The organism is Aureimonas sp. AU12 (assembly GCF_001463705.1).
Taxonomy (GTDB): domain Bacteria; phylum Pseudomonadota; class Alphaproteobacteria; order Rhizobiales; family Rhizobiaceae; genus Aureimonas.
Window position 1 is genome coordinate 27,392 of sequence record NZ_BBWH01000008.1, and the last position, 21,729, is coordinate 49,120.

General features: G+C 68.4%; 18 protein-coding genes. 5 read left to right on the plus strand and 13 right to left on the minus strand.

All coding sequences use genetic code 11. The annotated features are described in order from the left end of the window. Positions 1–255: 255 nt before the first annotated feature. The gene (locus AUL33_RS03655) at positions 256–1,242 is read left to right on the plus strand and encodes a glutathione S-transferase family protein (protein ID WP_062203819.1); all 987 of its coding nucleotides are present in this window, start codon (positions 256–258) and stop codon (positions 1,240–1,242) included. 3 nt (positions 1,243–1,245) lie between these two features. Here the strand turns inward: AUL33_RS03655 and AUL33_RS03660 are convergent, their stop codons facing one another. After that, positions 1,246–1,710, minus strand: a complete 465-nt coding sequence (locus AUL33_RS03660) for an NUDIX domain-containing protein (RefSeq protein ID WP_062203822.1) — start codon at positions 1,708–1,710, stop codon at positions 1,246–1,248. A gap of 81 nt (positions 1,711–1,791) precedes the next feature. Here AUL33_RS03660 and AUL33_RS03665 point away from each other — a divergent pair, with 81 nt between their 5' ends. Together AUL33_RS03665 and AUL33_RS03670 are read left to right on the plus strand one after the other, a co-directional pair. After that, complete coding sequence (locus AUL33_RS03665; RefSeq protein WP_062203825.1) at positions 1,792–2,775, plus strand: metallophosphoesterase; 984 nt, start codon at positions 1,792–1,794, stop codon at positions 2,773–2,775. Positions 2,776–2,921: 146 nt separating this feature from the next. Next, the gene (locus tag AUL33_RS03670) at positions 2,922–4,115 is read left to right on the plus strand and encodes a benzoate/H(+) symporter BenE family transporter (protein ID WP_062203827.1); all 1,194 of its coding nucleotides are present in this window, start codon (positions 2,922–2,924) and stop codon (positions 4,113–4,115) included. A 13-nt stretch (positions 4,116–4,128) separates the two neighbouring features. On the opposite strand, the gene AUL33_RS03675 is transcribed toward AUL33_RS03670, so the two are convergent. The 10 genes from AUL33_RS03675 to putA all read right to left on the minus strand — a co-directional run bounded on the left by AUL33_RS03675 (position 4,129) and on the right by putA (position 18,538). Beyond that, the gene (locus AUL33_RS03675) at positions 4,129–4,755 is read right to left on the minus strand and encodes a hypothetical protein (protein ID WP_062203830.1); all 627 of its coding nucleotides are present in this window, start codon (positions 4,753–4,755) and stop codon (positions 4,129–4,131) included. 160 nt (positions 4,756–4,915) lie between these two features. Further along, entirely contained in the window at positions 4,916–6,622 is a 1,707-nt protein-coding gene (gene leuA / locus AUL33_RS03680; RefSeq protein ID WP_062203833.1) for a 2-isopropylmalate synthase, read from the minus strand. A 405-nt stretch (positions 6,623–7,027) separates the two neighbouring features. After that, positions 7,028–7,396 carry a hypothetical protein gene (locus tag AUL33_RS03685; protein ID WP_062203836.1) on the minus strand — a complete coding sequence of 123 codons (369 nt, stop codon included), beginning with the start codon at positions 7,394–7,396 and terminating at the stop codon, positions 7,028–7,030. A gap of 280 nt (positions 7,397–7,676) precedes the next feature. Next, on the minus strand, positions 7,677–8,603 hold the full coding sequence (locus AUL33_RS03690) for a cation diffusion facilitator family transporter (protein ID WP_082652287.1): 927 nt from the start codon (positions 8,601–8,603) through the stop codon (positions 7,677–7,679). Between the two features lie 3 nt (positions 8,604–8,606). Continuing rightward, positions 8,607–10,796 carry an anthranilate synthase gene (locus tag AUL33_RS03695; protein WP_062203842.1) on the minus strand — a complete coding sequence of 730 codons (2,190 nt, stop codon included), beginning with the start codon at positions 10,794–10,796 and terminating at the stop codon, positions 8,607–8,609. A 259-nt stretch (positions 10,797–11,055) separates the two neighbouring features. Continuing rightward, positions 11,056–11,691 (minus strand): glutathione S-transferase family protein, encoded by a 636-nt coding sequence (locus AUL33_RS03700; protein WP_062203846.1) that lies wholly within the window; start codon positions 11,689–11,691, stop codon positions 11,056–11,058. A 138-nt stretch (positions 11,692–11,829) separates the two neighbouring features. Then, complete coding sequence (locus AUL33_RS03705; RefSeq protein WP_156419269.1) at positions 11,830–12,081, minus strand: hypothetical protein; 252 nt, start codon at positions 12,079–12,081, stop codon at positions 11,830–11,832. A 224-nt stretch (positions 12,082–12,305) separates the two neighbouring features. After that, on the minus strand, positions 12,306–13,985 hold the full coding sequence (locus AUL33_RS03710; RefSeq protein WP_062203853.1) for a formate--tetrahydrofolate ligase: 1,680 nt from the start codon (positions 13,983–13,985) through the stop codon (positions 12,306–12,308). 112 nt (positions 13,986–14,097) lie between these two features. After that, positions 14,098–15,327, minus strand: a complete 1,230-nt coding sequence (locus AUL33_RS03715) for an SGNH/GDSL hydrolase family protein (RefSeq protein ID WP_062203855.1) — start codon at positions 15,325–15,327, stop codon at positions 14,098–14,100. 121 nt (positions 15,328–15,448) lie between these two features. After that, the gene (putA, locus tag AUL33_RS03720; protein WP_062203859.1) at positions 15,449–18,538 is read right to left on the minus strand and encodes a bifunctional proline dehydrogenase/L-glutamate gamma-semialdehyde dehydrogenase PutA; all 3,090 of its coding nucleotides are present in this window, start codon (positions 18,536–18,538) and stop codon (positions 15,449–15,451) included. 121 nt (positions 18,539–18,659) lie between these two features. On the opposite strand from putA, the gene AUL33_RS03725 reads away from it, so the two are divergent. Together AUL33_RS03725 and AUL33_RS03730 are read left to right on the plus strand one after the other, a co-directional pair. Further along, positions 18,660–19,127 (plus strand): Lrp/AsnC ligand binding domain-containing protein, encoded by a 468-nt coding sequence (locus AUL33_RS03725; protein ID WP_062203862.1) that lies wholly within the window; start codon positions 18,660–18,662, stop codon positions 19,125–19,127. A 68-nt stretch (positions 19,128–19,195) separates the two neighbouring features. Next, positions 19,196–20,227, plus strand: coding sequence for an ATP-binding cassette domain-containing protein (locus tag AUL33_RS03730; protein WP_062203864.1), 1,032 nt, complete (start codon positions 19,196–19,198; stop codon positions 20,225–20,227). Positions 20,228–20,482: 255 nt separating this feature from the next. Here AUL33_RS03730 and AUL33_RS03735 read toward each other — a convergent pair whose 3' ends face one another. After that, positions 20,483–21,481 (minus strand): dipeptide ABC transporter ATP-binding protein, encoded by a 999-nt coding sequence (locus AUL33_RS03735; RefSeq protein WP_062203873.1) that lies wholly within the window; start codon positions 21,479–21,481, stop codon positions 20,483–20,485. Further along, positions 21,478–21,729, minus strand: a 252-nt coding sequence (locus tag AUL33_RS03740; protein WP_374754402.1) for an oligopeptide/dipeptide ABC transporter ATP-binding protein, incomplete at its 5' end; no start/stop codon positions are given. The genes AUL33_RS03740 and AUL33_RS03735, both read right to left, overlap by 4 nt.

Sequence of the window (21,729 nt, forward strand, 5' to 3'; positions counted from 1 at the left end):
GAAGATGGGATGCGGGGCGGCATGGGCCGCCGTCTCGCGTCGTCGTCGCAGCAGGATCATGGGGTCTCCGGACCGGTTCGTGCGCGGCTCTCGTCGATCCGGCGGGTGCTCTTAGCATCGCACGACGGCGGCGTCCATGGCGGGCATTGCCGGAAGACGCCCAGATCGCCGTGACGCTCCGTTGCCGCATGACGGGGGAACGCGGCGCCGCCGATGAGCTTATGGTCGCGACGACACGCGAAGCGGGAGCGGACGATGGGCCTTCTGGTCGACGGGACATGGCAGGACAAGTGGTACGACACGAAGTCGACCGGCGGATCCTTCAAGCGAACCACCACGAGCTTCCGCAGCTGGGTGACGGCCGACGGATCTCCCGGCCCGGACGGGCAGGACGGGGTGCCGGCCGAGGGCGGGCGCTATCATCTCTACGTCTCGCTCGCCTGCCCGTGGGCCCACAGGGCGCTGATCCTGCGCAAGCTCAAGGCGCTCGACGATGTGATCTCGATCTCGGTCGTCGACTGGTTCATGGGTGAGAACGGTTGGGAGTTTTCCGACCGGCAGGGCACGGTTCCCGATACGATCAACGGCGCCTCGAAGCTCTACGAGGTCTATCTGCGAGCCGATCCGCACTACACCGGCCGCGTCACCGTGCCGGTGCTGTGGGACAAGAAGGAGGGGACGATCGTCAACAACGAGTCGTCCGAGATCCTGCGGATGCTCAACTCGTCCTTCGATGCCTTCACGGACGTGACCGACGATTTCTGCCCGGCCGAACTGAGGGATGAAATCGATGCCGTGAACGCGCTCGTCTACGAGAGCGTCAACAACGGCGTCTACAAGTGCGGTTTCGCCACCACGCAGGAGGCCTACGAAGAGCCGTTCCATGTCCTGTTCGCGACGCTGGACCGGTTGGAAGATCGACTGTCTCGCCAGCGCTACCTGACGGGTTCGCGCATCACCGAAGCTGACTGGCGCCTGTTCACCACGCTGATCCGCTTCGATCCCGTCTATGTCGGCCACTTCAAGTGCAACCGCCGGCGGATCGCCGACTATCCCAACCTCTACGGCTACATGCTGGAGCTCTACCAGTGGCCCGGCGTCGCCGAGACCACCGATTTCCACCACATCAAGCACCACTATTACGAGAGCCACGGCACGATCAATCCGACAGGGATCGTGCCGCTCGGCCCCGAGCAGGATCTCGCCCGGCCGCATGGGCGCGACCATCTCGCGAAGGCTTGATCGCTACCAGTCGGGCGTCACGGTAACCCGCCCGGCCATCTCATCGAGCCGGCGGCGGGTCGCCGGGGTGACGCTTTCGGGCAGGGCGTCGAGCGCGAAGAAGCCGCTCTCGGCGATCTCGCGGTCGGGCTCGCGCGGCGCGGTCTGCCGGGCGCCGTCGCAGCGATAGACGACGATGTGGTCGCGCCCCTGCCGGCGATTGTAGAAGACGCCGTGCAAGGCCAGCGGCGCTTCGAGCAGGAGATTGCCCTCCTCGCGCGCCTCGCGATGCGCGGCATCCTCGACGGTCTCGCCGGGGTCGACGCCGCCGCCCGGCATGTACCAGCCCGGCAGGTAGGTGTGGCGCACGAGGAAGAGCCTCCCCGCCTCGTCGAAGGCGGCGACGCGCACGCCGAGCGTCATCGAGCGTTGCGCGAAGGCGGCGAGGCGCAGAGGCCCGCCGATCAGCCGGGCGGCAATGCGGTTCATGCCCGGGCCTTCCCATCGACCGACAGGAACCGGTAGGCCATCGCCCTTCCCAAGGTCGGCGGCGCGGCTAGTTCAGTCCCCATGTTTCGCCTCGCACATCTCTCCGACATCCATCTGGGTCCCCTTCCCGAGCTTTCCTATCGCGAGCTCGCCTCCAAGCGGATCACCGGCTACATCAACTGGCAGCGCAACCGGAAGCGCGCCATGTTCGGCGACACGCTCCTGCGCCTCGTGGCCGACATGAAGGCGCAGCGCCCCGATCATGTCGCGGTCACCGGCGACCTCGTCAACCTCGCGACGCGCACCGAGATCGCGGGCGCGCGGATCTGGCTGGACGATCTCGGCGACGCCAAATGGGTGTCGGTCGTTCCCGGCAATCACGACGCCTACGTGCCGGGCGCGCTTGCCCGCGCCTTCCGCGAATGGCATCCCTATCTCGTCGGCGACAATGCCCGCAGCGGGCCGGGTCGCCATTTCCCCTATATGCGGGTGCGCGGGCCCGTCGCCATCGTCGGCACGTCGAGCGCCGAGGCCACCGTCCCCTTCTTCGCCACCGGCACGTTCAAACGCGGACAGGCGCTCGCCACCGCGCGCCTGCTGTCCGAGGCGAAAGCCAAGGGTCTCTTCCGCGTCGTGATGATCCATCATCCTCCCATCGCCGGCGCCGCCGCCTGGTCGAAACGGCTGATCGGCAAGCAGTTCTTCTCGAAGGTGATCCACGATGTCGGCGCCGACCTCGTTCTGCACGGCCACACGCATCTTGATACGCTCTACTGGCTGAACGGGCCGGACGGCACGAAGGTGCCGGTGGTGGGCGTGCCGTCGGCCAGCCAGAATGCCGGGGGTGACAAGCCGGCCTCGCGCTACAACATCTTCGAAATCGAGGGCGGTCCCGGCGCTTGGTCGCTGACGCAGCGCGAGCGGGGCCTGCGGGCCGATGGATCGGGGATCGACTGGATCCGCGAGCGCCAGCTTCTTTCGAACGGCCGGGCGGTGGACGCGCGCCCGCGCGAGGACGCAGAGACGGCAGACCCGTTTCGGGCAGAGGTTGCTGGCGACGCCTGAGGCGACGCGTATCGACGGGACGAGCAAGGCCCCGTCGTGAGTGAGCGGTATCGGCAGTTGGTCCCCGCGCAATTCCGGTCTTGCCCCGGCGAGGTGCACGGTCGTAAGCCCGCGGGATCGTTCCCGTCGATGCCGAAAGCCGCCCGATGCGCATGCCGCCCCTTGCCGCCGTTTCCGCCGGCGTCCTGTCGTCGTTCGTCGCCTTCACCAGTTCCTTCACCGTCATCCTGCAGGGGCTGACGGGCGCCGGGGCGAGCCAGGCGCAGGCGGCTTCGGGCCTGATGGCGCTGACTGTGGTGATGGGCACCTGCGGCATCATTCTGTCGCTGCACACGCGCATGCCCATCCCCGTCGCGTGGTCGACGCCGGGCGCGGCGCTGCTGGCGGCGAGCGGTGCGCCGCAGGGCGGGTTTTCCGTCGCCGTCGGCGCCTTTCTCGTGGCCGGCCTGCTCGTGGTCGCCAGCGGCCTGTTTCGCCCGCTCGGACGGCTGATCTCGGCGATCCCCACCTCGCTCGCCAATGCCATGCTGGCCGGCATCCTCCTGGCGCTCTGCCTCGCGCCGGTGCGCGCCGTGGTCGAAAGCCCCGCGGCGGGTCTGGCCATCGCGGGAACCTGGCTCCTCGTCGGCCGCTGGAAACGCCTCTACGCCGTGCCGGCTGCGGCCGTGGTGACGGTCGCGATCATTCTCTGGCGCGGCAGCGGCGTCGATCTTATGGCAGGACCGATCGTTCCGACCCCGGTCTTCGTCTGGCCCGAGTTCACGCTCGCCGCCATCGTCGGCACCTCGCTACCGCTCTTCGTCGTGACGATGGCCTCGCAGAACATCCCAGGACTGGCGGTGCTGAAGGTCAACGGCTTCGTGCCGCCGCCGCGACCGCTCTTCACACTCACCGGCCTCGCGACCCTTGTCACGGCGCCCTTCGGCGGCCACTCGGTCAATCTCGCGGCGATGACGGCGGCGATCTGCGCGGGCGACGAGGCAGGGCCGGATCGCTCGAAGCGCTGGTGGGCCGGCGTCGTCGCCGGCGCGGTCTATATCGCCTTCGGGCTCGGGGCGGGCATCGTCACCGCCTTTGCCGGCGAAGCGCCGCTGCTCGTGCAGGCGATGGCGGGACTGGCGCTGGTCGGCGCATTCTCGGCCTCGCTGACCGGCGCGATGGCCGATGCCGGCGACCGGGAAGCGGCGACGATCTGCTTTCTCGTGACCGCATCCGGCACGAGCATCTTCGGCATCAGCGCGCCGTTCTGGGGGCTGATCGCAGGCGCAGCCGTGCTGGCGCTCGATCGGCGTCGGCGAACGGGATCGCGCAGAACGGTGCCGGTGCAGGAAAACGCCTGACGCGCCTGTCGCCTCAGACGACGGGCGTGCCGCGCAGGGCCGCGAGGAACATCAGGAAGCCGACGCCGACGACGATGCCGATCATCAGCCAGGACAGGGCGATGACGAAATCGGTCGAGCGCGGCCGCGCGGGCATGCGCAGCGGATCGTCGTTTGTAGGCGGCGACGCGTGGGCGATCGGCAGCGCGAGACGCTCGCTTGCCCGGTAGCCGTGGCCGTCATGGACGGCCAGCGCCTTGTCGCGCTCGACGATGCGTTCGGCGACGTAGTCGGTGACGCGGTCGACGATCGCGCGGCTTTCGGTGGATTCGGCGAGCGTGACCCGGCCGAGCCGCGTCTCGCGCACGAAGCGGTAGGTGCGCCGGTCGCGTGCCATCATCACCTGCGCAGTGCCGTCGATCCAGAACCGCGGCTGCGGACCGCCAGACAGCATGAAGTCGAAGAGATCGTCGCCCGGCGGAATGGCGTCGATGATCGGCTGGAGCTCGTCGGCGAAAATCTCGAGGCGCGCCCGGTCGGCCTCGCGGATGTCGACGACGATGTCGGTGCGCTGCGCTGCGGCGATCTTGGCCGCGCGCACGGCGTCCGCCAGCCGCTTCGTTCCGTTCGGCACCGCTAGCGCGGTTCTCGCCTCGGCCATCTCGTCACCTCGACCTCGATCCCGTCGCTCCGACCCTCATGGTCGTCGCGCGGACCGTCCTTCGATCCCTAGCCTCGCGAGCTTTCGCGAAACCGGACCGGAGCATTCGCCCCGGTCCGGATGCTAGGCGAGTCTATAGCGAGCTCGCGACGAATCGAGCTTAATTCGTCGCGAATTGATTGATGGCGGCGACGATCGCCCGGAGCGACGCCGTGGTGGCGTTCTGGTCGATGCCCGCGCCGAACAGCCGCCCGCCGGCATGCTCCAGTTCCATGTAGGCGATCGCCGAAGCGTTGGAGCCGCGCTGCAGCGAGTGTTCCGAATAGTCGGCAACACTCATCTCGGTGCCGAGATGGCGCGTCAGCGCGTCCATGAACCCGTCGATCGCTCCGGTGCCGCGTCCGGTGATGTGCACCTCGACGCCGTTGTCGAGGATCGTCGCCTCGACCACGCGGTTGGTCTTCTGCCCTTCGGTCCGCGTGGTGTGATCGACATAGACGAAGCGGGCGCCGGGCTGCTCGACATAGCGCTCGATGAATCGGTCGTAGATCCGCTTCACCGGCAATTCCTTGCCCTCTTCGTCGGTGATCCGCTGGATGTCCTCGCGGAACTCGACCTGCAGGCTGCGCGGCAGGTTCAGGCCGTAGTCGGCCTGCAGCACATAGGCGATGCCCCCCTTCCCCGACTGCGAGTTGATCCGGATGATTGCCTCGTAGGACCGCCCGACATCCTTCGGATCGATCGGCAGGTAGGGCACCTCCCAAAGGGGCGAATTGGCGATCTTCGAGGCCTTGAGGCCCTTGTTGATCGCGTCCTGGTGCGAGCCCGAAAAGGCGGTGTAGACGAGCTCGCCGACATAGGGATGCCGCTCGCCGATCGCGAGCTGGTTGCAATGCTCGAAGACGTCCTTGATGCGGTTGATGTCGGAGACGTCGAGTTCGGGGTCCACCCCTTGCGTGAACATGTTGAGCGCCAGCGTCACCAGATCGACGTTGCCGGTGCGCTCGCCATTGCCGAACAAGGTGCCCTCGACGCGGTCGGCGCCGGCCATGAGGCCGAGTTCGGTCGCCGCGATGGCCGTGCCACGGTCGTTATGCGGATGCAGCGAGACGATGAGCGTCTCGCGATTGTCGAGGTTGCGGCTCATCCACTCAATCTGGTCGGCATGAATGTTCGGCGTCGACATCTCGACGGTTGCCGGCAGATTGAGGATCAATCGGTTCTCGACGCTCGGCTGCACCACCTCGGCGATGGCGTTGCAGATCTCCAGCGAGAATTCGAGCTCGGTGCCGGTGAAGCTTTCCGGCGAATATTCGAAGCGGAAGCCGCCGCCGGCCTTCGCCGCCATGTCGGTGATCATCTTGGCGGCGTCCACCGCGATCTGCCGGATGCCGGCGCGGTCCTTGCCGAAGACGACGCGGCGCTGCAACTCGCTCGTCGAGTTGTAGAAGTGCACGATCGGCCGGTGCGCGCCCTCCAGGCTCTCGAAGGTGCGGGTGATGAGTTCGGGCCGGCACTGGACGAGCACCTGCAGCGACATGTCTTTGGTGACGCCGCCCTCCTCGATGCACCAGCGCACGAAGTCGAAGTCGGTCTGCGAGGCCGACGGGAAACCGATCTCGATCTCCTTGAACTTCATCGCCTTGAGCAGCGCGAACATGCGGGCCTTGCGCTCCTGCCCCATCGGGTCGACGAGCGCCTGATTGCCGTCGCGCAGGTCCACCGAACACCAGATCGGCGCGGTCTCGATGCGGCGGGACGGCCACTGGCGATCAGGCAAGTCGACGGCCGGATAGGGCTGATACTTGGTGGAGGCCGTGGCCATGACGGGGGCCTTGGCGGCCGTCATCGGGGCGGATGAGGACATGGGACTACCTTGCTCGTTCGGCAAAGACGGCGGCGCGGGCGCTGCGCGCGGGTCAGACCGCGTCTTTCAGGATTTGCGGAGGGATGTAAAGCCGAAGAGACTGGAAGGCGTCATGCGCCGGCTCGACCGCCGGGCGCCCCTTCGATCAATGGGCCCGACGATCGCCGATAAGCGCGAGAAGCAGCCCGAGATGAAGACGCGAAGAACCCGCGGCCGGGAAGGCCGTGTTCGAGGCCGGACGGCCGAACTGGGTTGCGAATGCGTTCATGGCGGCATGATTGCCCTCGAACGGGCGCGAAGGCAAGCGCCTCGGCCGATGCTCGCCGCCAAAACGCGAAAAAGCCCGGTTCTCGCGAACCGGGCTTTTTATCGAATGCCTTGACCGGGCGGACGAAGCGTCTTGACTTAGAAGGCGCTCGAACCGGGGACGAAGGCGCCGCGTGCGACCGGGGTCGCGACGTTGCCCTGGTTGAACACGCCGCGTGCGACGTTGTTCAGGTCACGGGTCTCTTCGGCGTGCGTCGTTGTGCGCGAGCCCGGGATGATGCCGTCCTCCGAACCGGTCACGACCGGATAACCGTAGGTGCGGGTCGTGTTGGTCTCGGCAAGCGGCGCACGGCCATTGGCGGTGCCGACGATCACCGTGTTGGCCTCGTAGTCCGCACGGGCTTCGGTAAAGTGATCCGAACCCGGGACGATGCCGGCGGCGGAGGCGGCACCGGTCAGGGCGGCGAGGGAGACGAAGGCGGCGGAGGCGAGAGCGATGATCTTCATTTTGTTGTTCCTTGAAGCGGTTTTCTTTCGCAGCGCCTTGGGGATCAGGAAGGAGTTGATCCGCGCTCGGCGTTGCTCGATGAACCCGATGTAAGCATCGCCTTCGCAGTTGCGAGATCCATTCGTTGAACAGTCCGTCAGCGATGAAATCGGAACTTTTCCAATTGCTTACAGTCACGTGATCAGAGCCTGCACAAGCGTCACGATTCCGTCACGCACAAAAAAGGGGCGTCCGCTGCACAAGCGAACGCCCCTCTTCATCCATCGCTTCAAGTCCGGCTCAGATCACTGGCACGCCGATCTGCTTGGCCTCCGCTTCCGGCTCGACATGGATCAGCACCCTCGCCCCTTCGAAGGCGTCCTGCAGAGCCTCCTCCAGCCGGTCGCAGATCACGTGCGCCTCCCCCACCGTCATCACGCTGGTGACCACCATGTGGAACTCGATGAAGATGGCCCGACCGGCGATCCGGGTCTTGACGTCGTGGACCTCGAGCGCGCCCGAACCGGACGCCGAGATGATCTCGCGGACCTTGGCCTCCTCGCCGGGCTCCAGCGCCCGGTCCATCAGGCCTGAAAGCGAATTGGCGACGACCTTCCAGCCTTCGCGCAGGATGTTGAGCGCCACGAGCGCGGCGAGCGCCGGGTCGAGAAAGGCCCAGCCCGTGGCCGTCGCGACGGCGAGGCCGCCGAGCACGCCGACCGACGTGACGACGTCGGCCATGATGTGGCGTCCGTCGGCGTCGAGTGCGGGCGAGCGATGCTCCCGCCCCTTGCGGATGAGGACCAGAGCCCAGCCGAGATTGATGGCGGTGGCGACCGAGTTGATGGCGATGCCGAGCATCGGCGCCTCGATCGCGCGCGGCTGCAGATAGGCACCCCAGGCCTCGCGCAAGATAAGCAGCGAGGCGAGGACGATCAGCACGCCCTCCACCACGGCCGAGAAATACTCGGCCTTGGTGTGCCCGAACGGATGATCGCTGTCGGCCGGCTTGTAGCTGAGGCTCACCGCCCAGAGGGCAATGAGGCCCGCGACCACGTTGACGATCGATTCCAGAGCATCGGAGAACAACGCCACCGAACCGGTGACGGCATAGGCCAGATACTTGATCGCCAGCACGAGGATGGCGACGCCGATCGTCATCATCGCCGTGCGCTTGACGACGCGCCCCGGCTCGTCGGCCATGGCGAAGCCTGCGGCAGCTGTCATCGATCAGGCAGCCTTGACGCGCGAGCGACGCGGCAGATGCGTGACGATGTTCTCGATCATCCGCATCCCGGCGTCACCGCCGAGGCTCATGATGCTCTCGGGATGGAACTGTACCGCCGCCACCGGCTCCGACTTGTGCTCGAAGGCCATGACGATGCCGTCGTCGGTCTCGGCCGTGACGATGAAATCCTTCGACAGGCGCACCGGATCGGCGAAGATCGAATGGTAGCGCCCCACCGTCACCTCGCTCGGTAGACCCGCAAAGATGATGCCGCTTTTGTCGACGCGCACCCGCGAGGGCTTGCCGTGAACGGGAACGTGCAGCGTGCGCAGCGTCCCGCCGTAGCTTTCCGCCAGCGCCTGGAGGCCGAGGCAGACGCCGAAGATCGGCGCGCCGCGCTTGCGGGCAAGCGCGATCGTGCCGCGACAGTCGAAGTCGTCGGGCTTGCCGGGCCCGGGCGAGAGCACCACGAGGTCGGGCGAGACCCGGTCGAAGATCTCCTCCGGCACGGGCGTGCGCACCGTCACCACCTCGGCGCCGGTCTGGCGGAAGTAGTTGGCCAGCGTGTGGACGAAGCTGTCCTCGTGATCGACGAGGAGGATCTTGACGCCGACGCCCACCTTGGCGCGCTCGGCGGCGCCCGGCGCCGCATTCGAGGCACCGGCCTCACGGATCGCCGAGATCATCGCGGACGCCTTCAGCTCGGTCTCGGCCTCCTCCTCTTCGGGGTTGGAATCGTAGAGCAGCGTCGCCCCGGCGCGCACCTCGGCAATGCCGTCCTTCAGGCGGATCGTGCGCAGCGTCAGGCCGGTGTTCATGTCGCCATTGAAGTGCATCATGCCCACCGCGCCGCCATACCAGGCGCGGGCGCTTTTCTCGTTCTCCTCGATGAACCGCATGGCCCAGAGCTTGGGCGCACCCGTAACGGTCACCGCCCAGGCGTGGGACAGGAACGCGTCCATCGCATCCATGCCCTCGCGCAGCCGGCCCTCGATGTGATCGACCGTATGGATCAGGCGCGAATACATCTCGATCTGCCGCCGACCGATGACGCGAACCGAGCCGGGCTCGCAGACGCGGCTCTTGTCGTTGCGATCGACATCCGAGCACATGGTGAGCTCGGACTCGTCCTTCTTCGAGTTCAAGAGCTTGAGGATCTGCTCGGAATCCGAGATCGCATCCTCGCCGCGGCGGATCGTGCCGGAGATCGGGCAGGTCTCGACCCGCCGGCCGGAGACGCGGATGAACATCTCCGGCGAGGCGCCGACGAGGAACTCGTTGCCGCCGAGATTGATGAAGAACGAGTAGGGCGAGGGATTGATGCCCTTCAGCCGGCGCGAGATCTCGGAGGGCTTGTGCTCGGCCCGTTCGTAGAAGGTCTGCCCCGGCACGACCTCGAAGAGGTCGCCGCGCATGAACTTCTCCTTGGCGCGACGCACGAGAGCGGCATACTCGCCGGGCTTGTGGTCGCCGCGCGGCGGGATCCGGTCGGCCGGCGCGAAGGGCGCGTCCGCGCCGCCGCCGGCACGCCCGATGGTCGAGTGGCCGTCCTTCGCGAACTCGTAGGCCTCGACATAGGCCTTGGCCGCGTAGTGATCCACCATCAGGATCTCGTCGGGGAGATAGAGCACGAGATCGCGCTGCGTGCCGTCGCGCGGCTGCGTCTCCTTCACCGGATCGAACTGGAACGCCAGATCGTAGCCGAAGGCGCCGTAGAGGCCGAGATCGCTGTCCTCATCGGATTTGAACAGCGCCACGATCGCGCGCAGGACCGAGAAGACGGTCGGCATGCGCGAGCGCTCCTCCTCGGTGAAGGCCCGCGACGGCAGCGCCACCGTCAGGTCGATGCGGGCCTCCGTGACCTCGCAGTCCGCGATGTCCTCATGGCCGTCCAGCGTGGCGGCGACGAAGCCGAGCAGAACCTTGCCGCGCTCGTTCAGCGCCTCGACCCAGACCTTGCGGCCCGAGGAGGTGACGGACAGCGGCGGATCGACGATCGCGGTGTCCCAGCGCGTGTAGCGGCCGGGATACTCGTAGTTCGACGAAAAGACCGCGCCGCGGCGAGTGTCGAGGCGGTCGACATAGGGCTCGATCGCGCCGGCATAGGCGACGTCGCGTCGGCGCCGGGTGATCTCGACCCCGCCTTCGGTGACGTAGTGGAACGCGCCGTCGGCGCCGGTTTCGAGGGTCATGGCAGTCACTTTCCTCAGAAGGCACCGGCCCTCGCGGCCGCATAACGCAAAAAAGGCCGCCGGATGATCCGGTGCGGCCTTTGTTCGTCGAACGCATGCAAGGGTTCGCAAAGCCGCTTTAGGAGCGGGTCTGCCACCAATTCATGATGCAGCGTGCGTTCGTCATGCGCCAAGGGTTAGCTCAAGGCCGGCCGATCCGCAATCGGGAAAACGGCGCAAACCCTTATATGCCAGTGCTTCGCAAGTGCGCAGGGTGCCTTCAGCCGCCCCTTTCCTGCATCTCCCGCATTAGGTCGTCGTCGATCTGCTGCGCCCGCAGCAGGGCCGGCCGCGCGGCCAGCCGGTCGTGATAGGCGACGAAGGCCGGGCGGCGCTCGATCGAGCCGAAGCGCAGGCCGAACCCGATGGCCGCGCCGACATAGACGTCGGCGGCGGTGAACCGGTCTCCGGCGATGTAGGGATGGCGCGAGACGGCGTAGTCGAGGGTCGCCATCGTCTGCTCATAGGAGCCGTAGCCGACCATGCGGCTCTGGTCTTCCGCCACCGACACGCCGATGGCGCGGTTGGTGATCGCTGCTTCCAGCGGGCCCGCCCCGAAGAACAGCCATCGATAGTAGTCGGCGCGATCGCGCCCGCGCTCGGGCGCCAGCCCCGCCTCCGGGAACGCATCGGCGAGATAGCAGCAGATCGCCGCCGCCTCGGTCACGACGGCGTCGCCGTGCCGGATCGCCGGCACCTTCCCCATCGGATTGATCGCCCGGTAGTCCCCCGCCTTCATCGTGGTGCCGTATTCCAGCAACTCGGTCCGGTAGGGCGCGCCCACCTCCTCCAGCATCCACCGCACGATGCGACCGCGCGACATGGGGTTGGTATAGAAAACCAGATCTTCGCTCATGCCCGTTTCCTCCCGTTCGTCCGGGCAGGATCGCGGGGTCGAGGCGCGAGAACAAGGGCAACGCGCGGGCCGAACGGGAAAAAGGGCCGCGCCCGATGCGGCACGGCCCTTGGATCGGTACGGCGGGCGTTCAGAAGTTCAGAAGTTCGGCAGGCCGTGCGTGCGGGCGTCGTTCGTGGCGGGGTCGTAGATCACCCCATCGGAGGCGGCCAGCACGGCCGACAGGCCGGGCGACTTGTTCTCCTTCTCGCTCATCACGCGGCTGGTCTGTGCGGGATGAACGGGATGACGAACGGCGACGTCGTACCGGGTCGCGGTCGCCGCGAACGCCCCGGTCGAGAGCGCACCAAGGATGAAGAGGGTTGCGGCAGCGGTGAAGGAACGGGTCATGTCCATAACTCCTCGGTCGGCGCGGCTCCAAGCTCGTCGCGATCGATCGGCGGAATTGCCGACGCGTCCGTCTTGCTGCGCCCGACGGGAATGCTGCGCCCGATCTCGCGTCTTCGACAGTTAAAAGCCTGTCATGACGCGGTTTTAATCCAGGACCCGGGCCCGGTGCCGTTCCCCCTGCCAAACCGTTGCGAAGGTTGCGATCGCGATGCGCTGACGTGCGGCTAGAACAGGCCCTCGACCAGCCCCTCCTCGTTCAGGCGGATCGCCTCGGCCGCGGGGTGACGCGGCAGGCCGGGCATGGTGAGGATGTCGCCGCAGATCGCCACGACATAGCCCGCCCCCGCCGCCAGCCGCACCTGCCGCACGTGCACGACATGGTCGCTCGGCGCCCCCAGGCGGCCGGGGTCGGTGGAGAAGGAATATTGCGTCTTGGCCATGCAGACCGGCAGCGCGCCGTAGCCGTCGCGCTCGAAGCTCTCGAGTTCGCGCAGCACCGCCGGCTCGGCGGTGACGGCGGCGCCGTGATAGATGTCCTTCACCACCGTCTCGATCTTGCCGAGAAGGCTCATCGCGTCGGGATAGATCGGCCTGAACCGCGCCGTGCCGCCGTCGGCGAGCGCCGCGACCCGGTGGGCGAGGTCGAGAATGCCCGCCGACCCCTGCGCCCAATGCCGGCAGAGCACCGCCTCGACACCGGCGGCCTCGGCCGCCAAGCGCACGGCGTCGATCTCGTCGTCCGTATCGGTGCCGAAATGGTTGATCGCGACGATCACCGGCACGCCGAAGCTCTGGCAATTGCCGATATGGCGCTGGAGGTTGACCGCGCCGCGCCGCACGGCCGCGACGTCCTCGCGCCCGAGATCGGCCTTGGCGACGCCGCCGTTCATCTTCAGCGCGCGCACCGTCGCGACGATCACGGTGGCATCCGGCGTCAGGCCCGCCTGCCGGCACTTGATGTCGAAGAACTTCTCGGCGCCGAGATCGGCCCCGAAGCCGGCCTCGGTCACGACGTAGTCGGCCAGCCGCAGCGCCGCGCGCGTCGCCACCACCGAGTTGCAGCCATGGGCGATGTTGGCGAAGGGCCCGCCATGAACGAAGGCCGGATTGTTCTCCAGCGTCTGCACGAGGTTGGGCAGCATCGCGTCTTTCAGGAGCACCGCCATCGCGCCGTCGGCCTTCAGATCGCGCGCATAGACGCGGCTCTTGTCGGGCCGGTAGCCGACGACGATGCGCCCGAGGCGGGCCTCCAGGTCTTCCAGATCGGCCGCGAGGCAGACGATCGCCATGATCTCGGAGGCGACCGTGATGTCGAAGCCGCTCTCGCGCGGCAGGCCGTTGGCAGGGCCACCGAGCGACTGGACGATGTCGCGCAGCGCCCGGTCGTTCATGTCGACCACGCGGCGCCAGACGATGCGGCGGGGGTCGAGCCCCAGCGCGTTGCCCCAGTGCATGTGGTTGTCGATCATCGCGGCGAGGAGATTGTGCGCCGTGGTGATGGCGTGGAAGTCGCCGGTGAAGTGGAGGTTGATGTCCTCCATCGGAACGACCTGCGCCCGTCCGCCGCCGGCAGCTCCCCCCTTCTGGCCGAAGCAGGGGCCGAGCGAGGGCTCTCGCAGGCAGATCGCCGCCCGCCTGCCGATGGCGTTCAACCCATCTCCGAGGCCCACCGTCGTCGTGGTCTTGCCCTCGCCCGCCGGTGTCGGATTGATCGCGGTGACGAGGATGAGCTTGCCCACGGGCCGCCCCTCCAGCGCGCGCAGGAACTCCGCGTCGATCTTGGCCTTGTCGCGGCCATAGGGGATCACCGCCTCGGCGGGAATGGCGAGCCGCGCGGCGATGTCGGCGATCGGCAGCTTGCGGGCGCGGCGCGCGATCGCGATGTCGGAGGTCGGCTCGCTCATGTCTCGGGGTCCCTCGTCCGGTTCGGTTCGCCGGGATCAGGGAGGTGCCCCATCCCGGCGCCGAAGGAAACACCCCGGCGCCGCATATTCACAGCCGGCCTCGCGGCGAAGGTCAGTCGAACAGCGCCAGATCGATCGAGTCGGCCATCGCGCGGTAGCCGGCATCGTTGGGATGGAGGTGGTCGCCCTCGTCGAACTCGGCCTTCATCCGCGCGGGGTTGGCGGGATCGCGCAGCACCGCGTCGAAGTCGATCACCGCGTCGTAGGCGCCACCCGTCCGGATCCAGACATTGACCGCCTGCCGCTTGGTCTCGCCCTCCGGCGTGAAGTAGCCAGGGAAGATCGTGCCCTCGAAGGGTGTCAGCGTCGCGCCGTAGACCTTGATTCCCTTCGCCTTGGCACGGGCGATGATCTGCCGGTGCCCGGCGATGATCTGGTCGGCGCTGACGGCCTGCTCGGTGAGGCCCGCCGAGGTCGGATGGCCGATATCGTTGATCCCCTCCATCACCACCAGCCAGCGAAGGCCGGGCTGGGCCAGCGCGTCGCGGTCGAGCCGGGCGAGCGCGCTCGGACCGAACATCTCTTCCGGACGGTCATGCAGCACGCGGTTGCCGCTGATGCCGGCGTTGACGATGCCGACGTCGCGCCCCGCGCCCCGCTGCGACAGGCGCTCGGCGAGGCGATCGGGCCAGCGGCGGTTGGCATCCACCGTCGAATGGTAGCCGTCGGTGATGGAATCGCCGAAGGTGACGAGCGTCGGCGCGGCGCGACCCGGCGAGGAGACCTCGACGCCGCTGAGGTAGAAGCGCTGCAGCGCGGTCTTCGGCGTTGTGAACTCGGCGTCCGAGACGTGGTTGCCCTCCACCATGTAGGCGGTCTGCACGGCGTCGAGGTGGATCACCGACGGTCCGGTCCAGCGCGCCACGTGCATCGTCACCGCCAGGGTCGCGAGCGGCTCCACGGCGAGATCGACCGGGTCGGACAGCATCGGGGCGCCCGGCGGCACGCTGACGGTGCTCTGGCCCGCAAAGGTCAGCGGCAACGCCGAGCCGGCGTCGATCGAGCCGGCGGCATTGCCCGGCCGCGCCAGACTGGCGGCGCCGATCACCAGCGGCGCGCGGCCGGTCTCGTTCGAGAAGCGGATGCGGACCTGCGACCCGCCGGCCGAAAGGCGCACGAATTGGCGCACCGTCGTGTTGCTAAGCTCCGGCCCGACATCGAAGACTGGACTGGCGCCCCAGGACGCCGTCCAGCTCGGCGCGGCCTGCTGCGCCCACGATCCCTGCGGCGCCATGAGCGCGGCGACGACGACAAGGCCCCTGAGCCCGATGCGACTGATCATCTGCGGTCCCTCCCCGAAACGGCCCGTCCGCTCTTCGGCGGTTCGGGCAGATGGGAGACTAACCACGGCACAACCCGCCCGACAATCGGCGATCGTCAGGCGGGCGAAGGATCGATCCCCGCTATTCGCCGCTGCCGGCGATCAGGCTGGCATTCCCGCCGGCCGCCGCGGTGTTGGTGGAGATCACCTGCTCGCGCACGAAGCGGGCGAGATAGTTCGGCCCACCCGCCTTCGGCCCGGTGCCCGAAAGCCCGGAGCCGCCGAAGGGCTGCGAGCCCACCACGGCGCCGATCATGTTGCGGTTGACGTAGACGTTGCCGACCGTCAGCCGCTCCTTCACGAAGTCGATGGTCTCGTCGATGCGCGAGTGGACGCCGAGCGTCAGGCCGAAGCCGGTGGCCTCGATGGCGTCGCAGACCTTGCCGAGTTCGCCCGCCTTCCAGCGCACGACATGCAGCACGGGACCAAAGATCTCGCGCGTCATCGCCTCGGCGCGGTCGAGTTCGACGATGGCCGGCGCGAACCAGTGGCCATCCTTCGGCAGGTCCGGCCCGGTATCGCCGACGAAACGGACCTTCTGCGTGCGCTTCATGTCCGCCAGATGCCCATCCAGCATCGCCAGCTGCGCGGCGTCGATCACCGGGCCGACATCGGTCTCGAGGTCGGCGGGGTCGCCGACATGCAGCTCGCGCGCCGAGCCCTCGATCATCTTCAGCATCCGGTCGGCGACGTCGGCCTGCACGAAGAGCAGCCGCAGCGCCGAGCAGCGCTGACCGGCCGAGCGGAAGGCCGAGCGCACGACGTCGTCGGCCACCTGCTCGGGCAGCGCGGTGGCATCGACGATCATCGCATTGAGACCGCCGGTCTCGGCGATGAGCGGCGCGATCGGGGCGTTGCGAGCGGCGAGCGCGCGGTTGATGGCGAAGGCGGTGTCGGTGGAGCCGGTGAAGGCGACGAGCGCGGTGGCGGGATCGGCCACCAGCGCCGCGCCGCATTCGCCGCCGCCGGGCGCGAAATGAAGGATGTCGGCGGCAAATCCCGCCTCGTGCAGGAGATCCACCGCCAGCTTGGCAACGAGCGGCGTCTGCTCGGCGGGCTTGGCGATCACGACGTTGCCGCCGGCCAGCGCCGCCGCGACCTGGCCGAGGAAGATCGCCAGCGGGAAGTTCCAGGGCGAGATGCAGACCGCGACGCCGCGCGAGCGATAGACGAGGCGGTTCTCCTCCCCTGTCGGCCCCGGCAGCGGTACGGGGTGAATGAGCGTCCGCTCGGCCTCCGCCGCGTAGAAGCGGCAGAAGTCCACGGCCTCGCGCAGCTCCGCGATGCCGTCGTCGAGCGTCTTGCCGGCTTCGCGGGTGAGAAGCGCCAGAATTGGTCCCTGCCGCTCCTCCATCAGGTCGGCGGCCCGGCGAAGCTGCGCTGCGCGGGTCGCGGCGGGCACGGCTTCGGCCTTGCGCGTGCCGGCCTTGGCGCGCTCCACCAGCGCGCTTGCGCCCGCCGCAGTGAGGAAGCGGCTGTGGCCCACCACCGCGCCGTCCACCGGCGAGCGGATCTCGGCCGGCGCTGCGGCGTCGAGGCCGCCCGCCGGATCGGCCGTCAGGCCGCCGAGCTTGGCCCCGTCGCGGCCGCGCAGCAGCGAAGCCAGCGCGCGGCGATCGCCGAACTCGGTGCCCTTGGAGTTCACCCGCGCCCCGAAGAGCGCGGCCGGCGCGGCGACGCCGACATGGGTCGTGCGACCGCCCTTCAGGAGATCGCGCGGATGCACGAGAAGTTCGTCCACCGGCACCTTGGCATCGCCGACCTTGGCGACGAAGGAGGAGTTGGCGCCGTTCTCGAGAAGCCGCCGCACGAGATAGGCGAGAAGGTCGCTGTAGCCGCCGACCGGTGCATAGATGCGGCAGGCCACCGCGCCCTTCGTATCGTCGCGCAACGCCTCGTAGAGCGACTCGCCCATGCCGTGAAGGCGCTGGAACTCGAAGCCGCCGGGATTGTCGCCGGCCATCTCGAGGATGGTCGCGACCGTCAGCGCGTTGTGCGTGGCGAACTGGGGATAGAGGCGCTCGCGGCGGCGCAGAAGCTCGTTGGCGGCATCGAGATAGGAGAGGTCTGTGGCCGGCTTCACGGTGTGAACGGGAAAGCCCGCGAGGCCCTTTTCCTGCGCCTGCTTGATCTCGGTGTCCCAGTAGGCGCCCTTCACGAGGCGCACCATCATGCGGATGCCCGCCTCTTGCGCGAGCGCGTCGAGATGGCGGATCACCGGCACCACACGCTTGCCATAGGCCTGGATCGCCAGACCGAAGCCGGTCCAGCCGCGAAAATCCTGCGACCGCACCACCGCGTCGATCACATCGAGCGACAGTTCAAGCCGCTCGGCCTCCTCGGCGTCGATCGTGAAGTTCAGGTCGTAGGCGCGGGCCTTCTGCGCGAGGTCGGCCACGAGCGGCACGAGTTCGCGCAGCACCGTCTCGCGGTGCGTCGGATGATAACGCGGATGCAGCGCCGAGAGCTTGACCGAGATGCCGGGCCGGTCGGGCAGCGCCTTGTTGCCGGCCTTGCGGCCGATCGCCTCGATGGCGTCGGCGTAGGACTTGAAGTAGCGCGCGGCGTCGTCCTTGGTGCGGGCGCCTTCGCCCAGCATGTCGTAGGAGTGGCGATAGCCCTTCTTCTCGAGGCCCCGCGCCCGCTCCAGCGCGTCCTCGATCGTCTCGCCGAGCACGAACTGGCGGCCGAGAAAGCGCATCGCCTGGCGGGTCGCCGTTCGCACGGCCGGCGCGCCGAGGCGCTTGACCAGCGACGACACGACGCCGGAGGGCTTTTCGCCGGGCTGGATGATGCGCGCCGACAGGCCGAGCGCCCAAGCCGAGGCCGCCATCAGCTTCTGGTCGACGATCGGCTCGCGGTTGGCCCAGTCGCCGGCGCCGATCTTGTCCTCGATCAGCCGGTCCTGCGTCTCGGTGTCGGGCACACGCAGCAGCGCCTCGGCCAGCACCATCAGCGCCAGGCCCTCACGCGTCGAGAGGCCGAACTCGCGCATGAAGTCTTCCACCGCGCCGACGCCGCCCGAGCGTGAGCGGATCGTCTCGACATAGGACCGCGCCCGGCGCTTCACCTTCGCGTCGTCGGGGCCGAAACTCGCCTCCCGCTCGAGAAGCTCGGCGACGGCCTGTGCGTCGCTCGGGGCATAGGGCGCGGAAAACGGCGAAACGGACATCGGCGAACGATCCTTCAAGGGGCGAACGGGGTAGGCGATGCATAGCAGCCCTCGCCGGTGCGGATCCCATCGTTTAAGCGGGTGGGAACGACGCTTTCCGCCATCCAGCCGAGATCCGCCGATGGAAACCACCACGCTCGACGCCAAAGACCGCAAGATCCTCCAGGCCCTGCAGACGGAGGCCCGCCTCAGCGTGATAGAACTCGCAGAGCGTGTCCACCTGTCGCCCACGGCCACGGCCGCCCGGGTGAAGCGCCTGTCGCGCGAGGGCTTCATCCTCGGCTATCACGCGCGTCTGTCGCCAGAGAAGCTCGACCGGGGGCTGATCGTCTTCGTCGAGGTCAAGCTCGACCGCACGAGCGAGGACGTCTTCACCGCCTTCGCCGCCGCCGCCAAGGCCAATGCCGACATCATGGAGTGCCACATGGTGGCCGGCGGCTTCGACTATCTGGTGAAGGCCCGGGTGAAGGACATGAACGCCTATCGCGCCTTCCTCGCCAAGGCGCTGCTCGACCTGCCGGGCATCCGCGAGACCCACACCTACGCGGTGATGGAGGAGATCAAGAACACCACCGCCCTGCCCGTCTGACCGGCCACGGCGCACGGGAGCCGAGGCGGCGCTTGCGAAGGGAATGGGGCTGCCGCATAAGCCCGACCATGACCCCGCAGATCCACATCCGGCGCCTCGCCGTCACGCATGGCCGCCGCTCCGAAGCGGCGCTCGACCGGGCCGATCGCGGAGAGGATCATCACGCCGTGCGCATCGCGACGCAGACCGCGGTGGCGCTCAGCGACATCGACCTCGACCTCTATCCCGGCGAGATCCTCGTGGTGCTCGGCGGCTCGGGCTCGGGCAAGTCCAGCCTTCTCGCCGCCATCCACGGCACGGTGGCGATCGCGCGCGGCAGCCTTGCGGCCGAGACCGCCTACGGGCCGGTGGAGATGCGGTCGGCGACCAAGCGCCATCGCCAGCGCTGGGCCGACGAGACGGTGGCGATCGTTCCGCGCCCGATCGAGATGGCGCCGAAGGCGGCGATCGCCGACGTCGTCGCGGCGGCCCTGGCGAGGGCGGGCACGCCGAAGCGCGACCGGGGGCCGCGAACCGTTCTGGAACTCGCCAATGCGGGCCTGCGCGACTGGGCGGACGTGCGCATCGGCGACCTGCCGCCGGGGGTGCGCCCGCGGATCCAGCTTCTCGTGGCCTCGATCGGCCCCCAGCCGATCCTGCTGCTCGACGATCCCTTCGACACGCCCGACGCCTGGCGCGATCCCGCGCTCGTCGACGCGCTGCGGCGGATGCGTGAGCGTACGGGAAAGACCGTGGTGCTGACCAGCCGCGACCCCGCCGAGGCGCTGCGCGTCGGCGACCGGATCGCCGTTCTCGACAATGGCCGGCTGGCGCAGGCCGGACCGCCGCGCGAACTGCTGCTGGAGCCCGCGACGCCGCATGTCGCGGCCTATCTCAGCGAGCTCAGCCCCGTGTCCTTTCTCCAGGCCGAGGACGTGATGGGCCCGATCTCGCCCGACGACGTCGCCGCGTCCTTCGCCGGCCTCGTCCAGGTCGGCACGCCGCTGGCGCGCGTCCTGCCGGCCCTGGCGCGCGGCGACGTGGTGGTCGCCGACCGGGGACGCCTGCTCGGGCGCATCGGCACCCGCGAACTGCAGGCAGTGCTCGCGCCGCGCGGTTGAGCCGGCAGCTCGGCGGCGGACCGCCATTGGTTCAGGACAACCTGTCTTCGCCCCTCCGGGGAGAAGTACCCGGCAGGGCGAAAAGGGTCATGCTGTATCTGTCGTAAAGGCTCAGCGCGGAACCGGGGCAGTGACGCATCACTCGCCGGCCGGACGCCAAGCCCTCTCATCCCCTGCCGGACCTTCTCCCCTATGGGGCGAAGGAGGCGAGTTCGACCGAGGCTGCGTTACGCAGGCCCTCGGCGATCGCCGCCCTCAGGCCGCGGCGCGCTGGAGATGCGGGAGACGTCCCTCTTCCACCGCGAAACAGGCCACCATCGTCTCGCCGTGACGCGTCAGCTCGGGGCGCTCGCTGCGGCAGCGGTCGTTGGCGAAGGGGCAGCGCGGGTTGAAGGAGCAGCCCGGCGGCGGGTTGAAGGGCGACGGCAGTTCGCCGGTCAGGCGGATGCGTTCGACCTTGTCCTCGGGGCGCGTCGCCGGCGTCGCCGAGAGGAGCGCCCGCGTATAGGGATGCAGCGGCTCGGCATAGACGGCCGAGACCGGAGCAACCTCCACGGGACGGCCGAGATACATGACCATCACCCGGTTGGCGACGTGGCGCACCACCGACAGGTCGTGGCTGATGAACACGTAGGTGAGGCCGAGCCGCTCCTGCAGATCGGCAAGGAGATTGAGGATCTGGGCCTGGATCGACACGTCGAGCGCCGAGACCGGCTCGTCGAGCACGAGGATCTTCGGCTCCAGCATGATGGCGCGGGCAATGGCGATGCGCTGGCGCTGTCCGCCCGAGAACATGTGCGGGTAGCGGTCGTAGTGCTCGGGCCGCAGCCCGACCTCGGCCAGACCCGCCTCGGCCTTCACGCGACGCTCCGCGGCCGAGAGCTTGGTGTTGATCTTCAGCGGCTCTTCGAGGATCGCACCGACCTTCTGCCGCGGGTTGAGCGCGCCGTAGGGGTTCTGGAACACGATCTGCACGGTGGAGCGCAGCTTGGCGACCGCCGCCCGGTCGCCCTTCTCGATGCGCACGCCGTCGATCGTCAGCTGACCCTCGGTCGGGATCTCGATCAGCGTCAGCATGCGCGCGAGGGTCGACTTGCCGCAGCCGGACTCGCCGACGATCGCCAGGGTCTCGCCCTCCGCCACCTCGAAGCTCGCATCCTTCACAGCCTTCAGCGAACCCGCCTTGCGGAAGAGCCCGCCGCCGACCTCGTAGACCTGTGTCAGGTCCTTGGCGGTGATGATCGCACCCATCAGGCGGCCTCGCGGGTTTGCGTCAGGTTTTCGGGATAGTGGCACAGCGCCTCGCCGAGCGCCGGGCCTTGGCGCGGCGGCACGACGGTGCGGCAGCGATCGTCGGCCTTGGGGCAGCGTGGATTGAAGAGACAGCCGTCGGGGCGGTTGCCCTGCCCGGGCACGATGCCGGGGATCGTCGGCAGGCGCTTGGAGGTCGAGCGCTCGGGAATCGCCGAGAGAAGCGCAGCGGTATAGGGGTGATGCGGGGC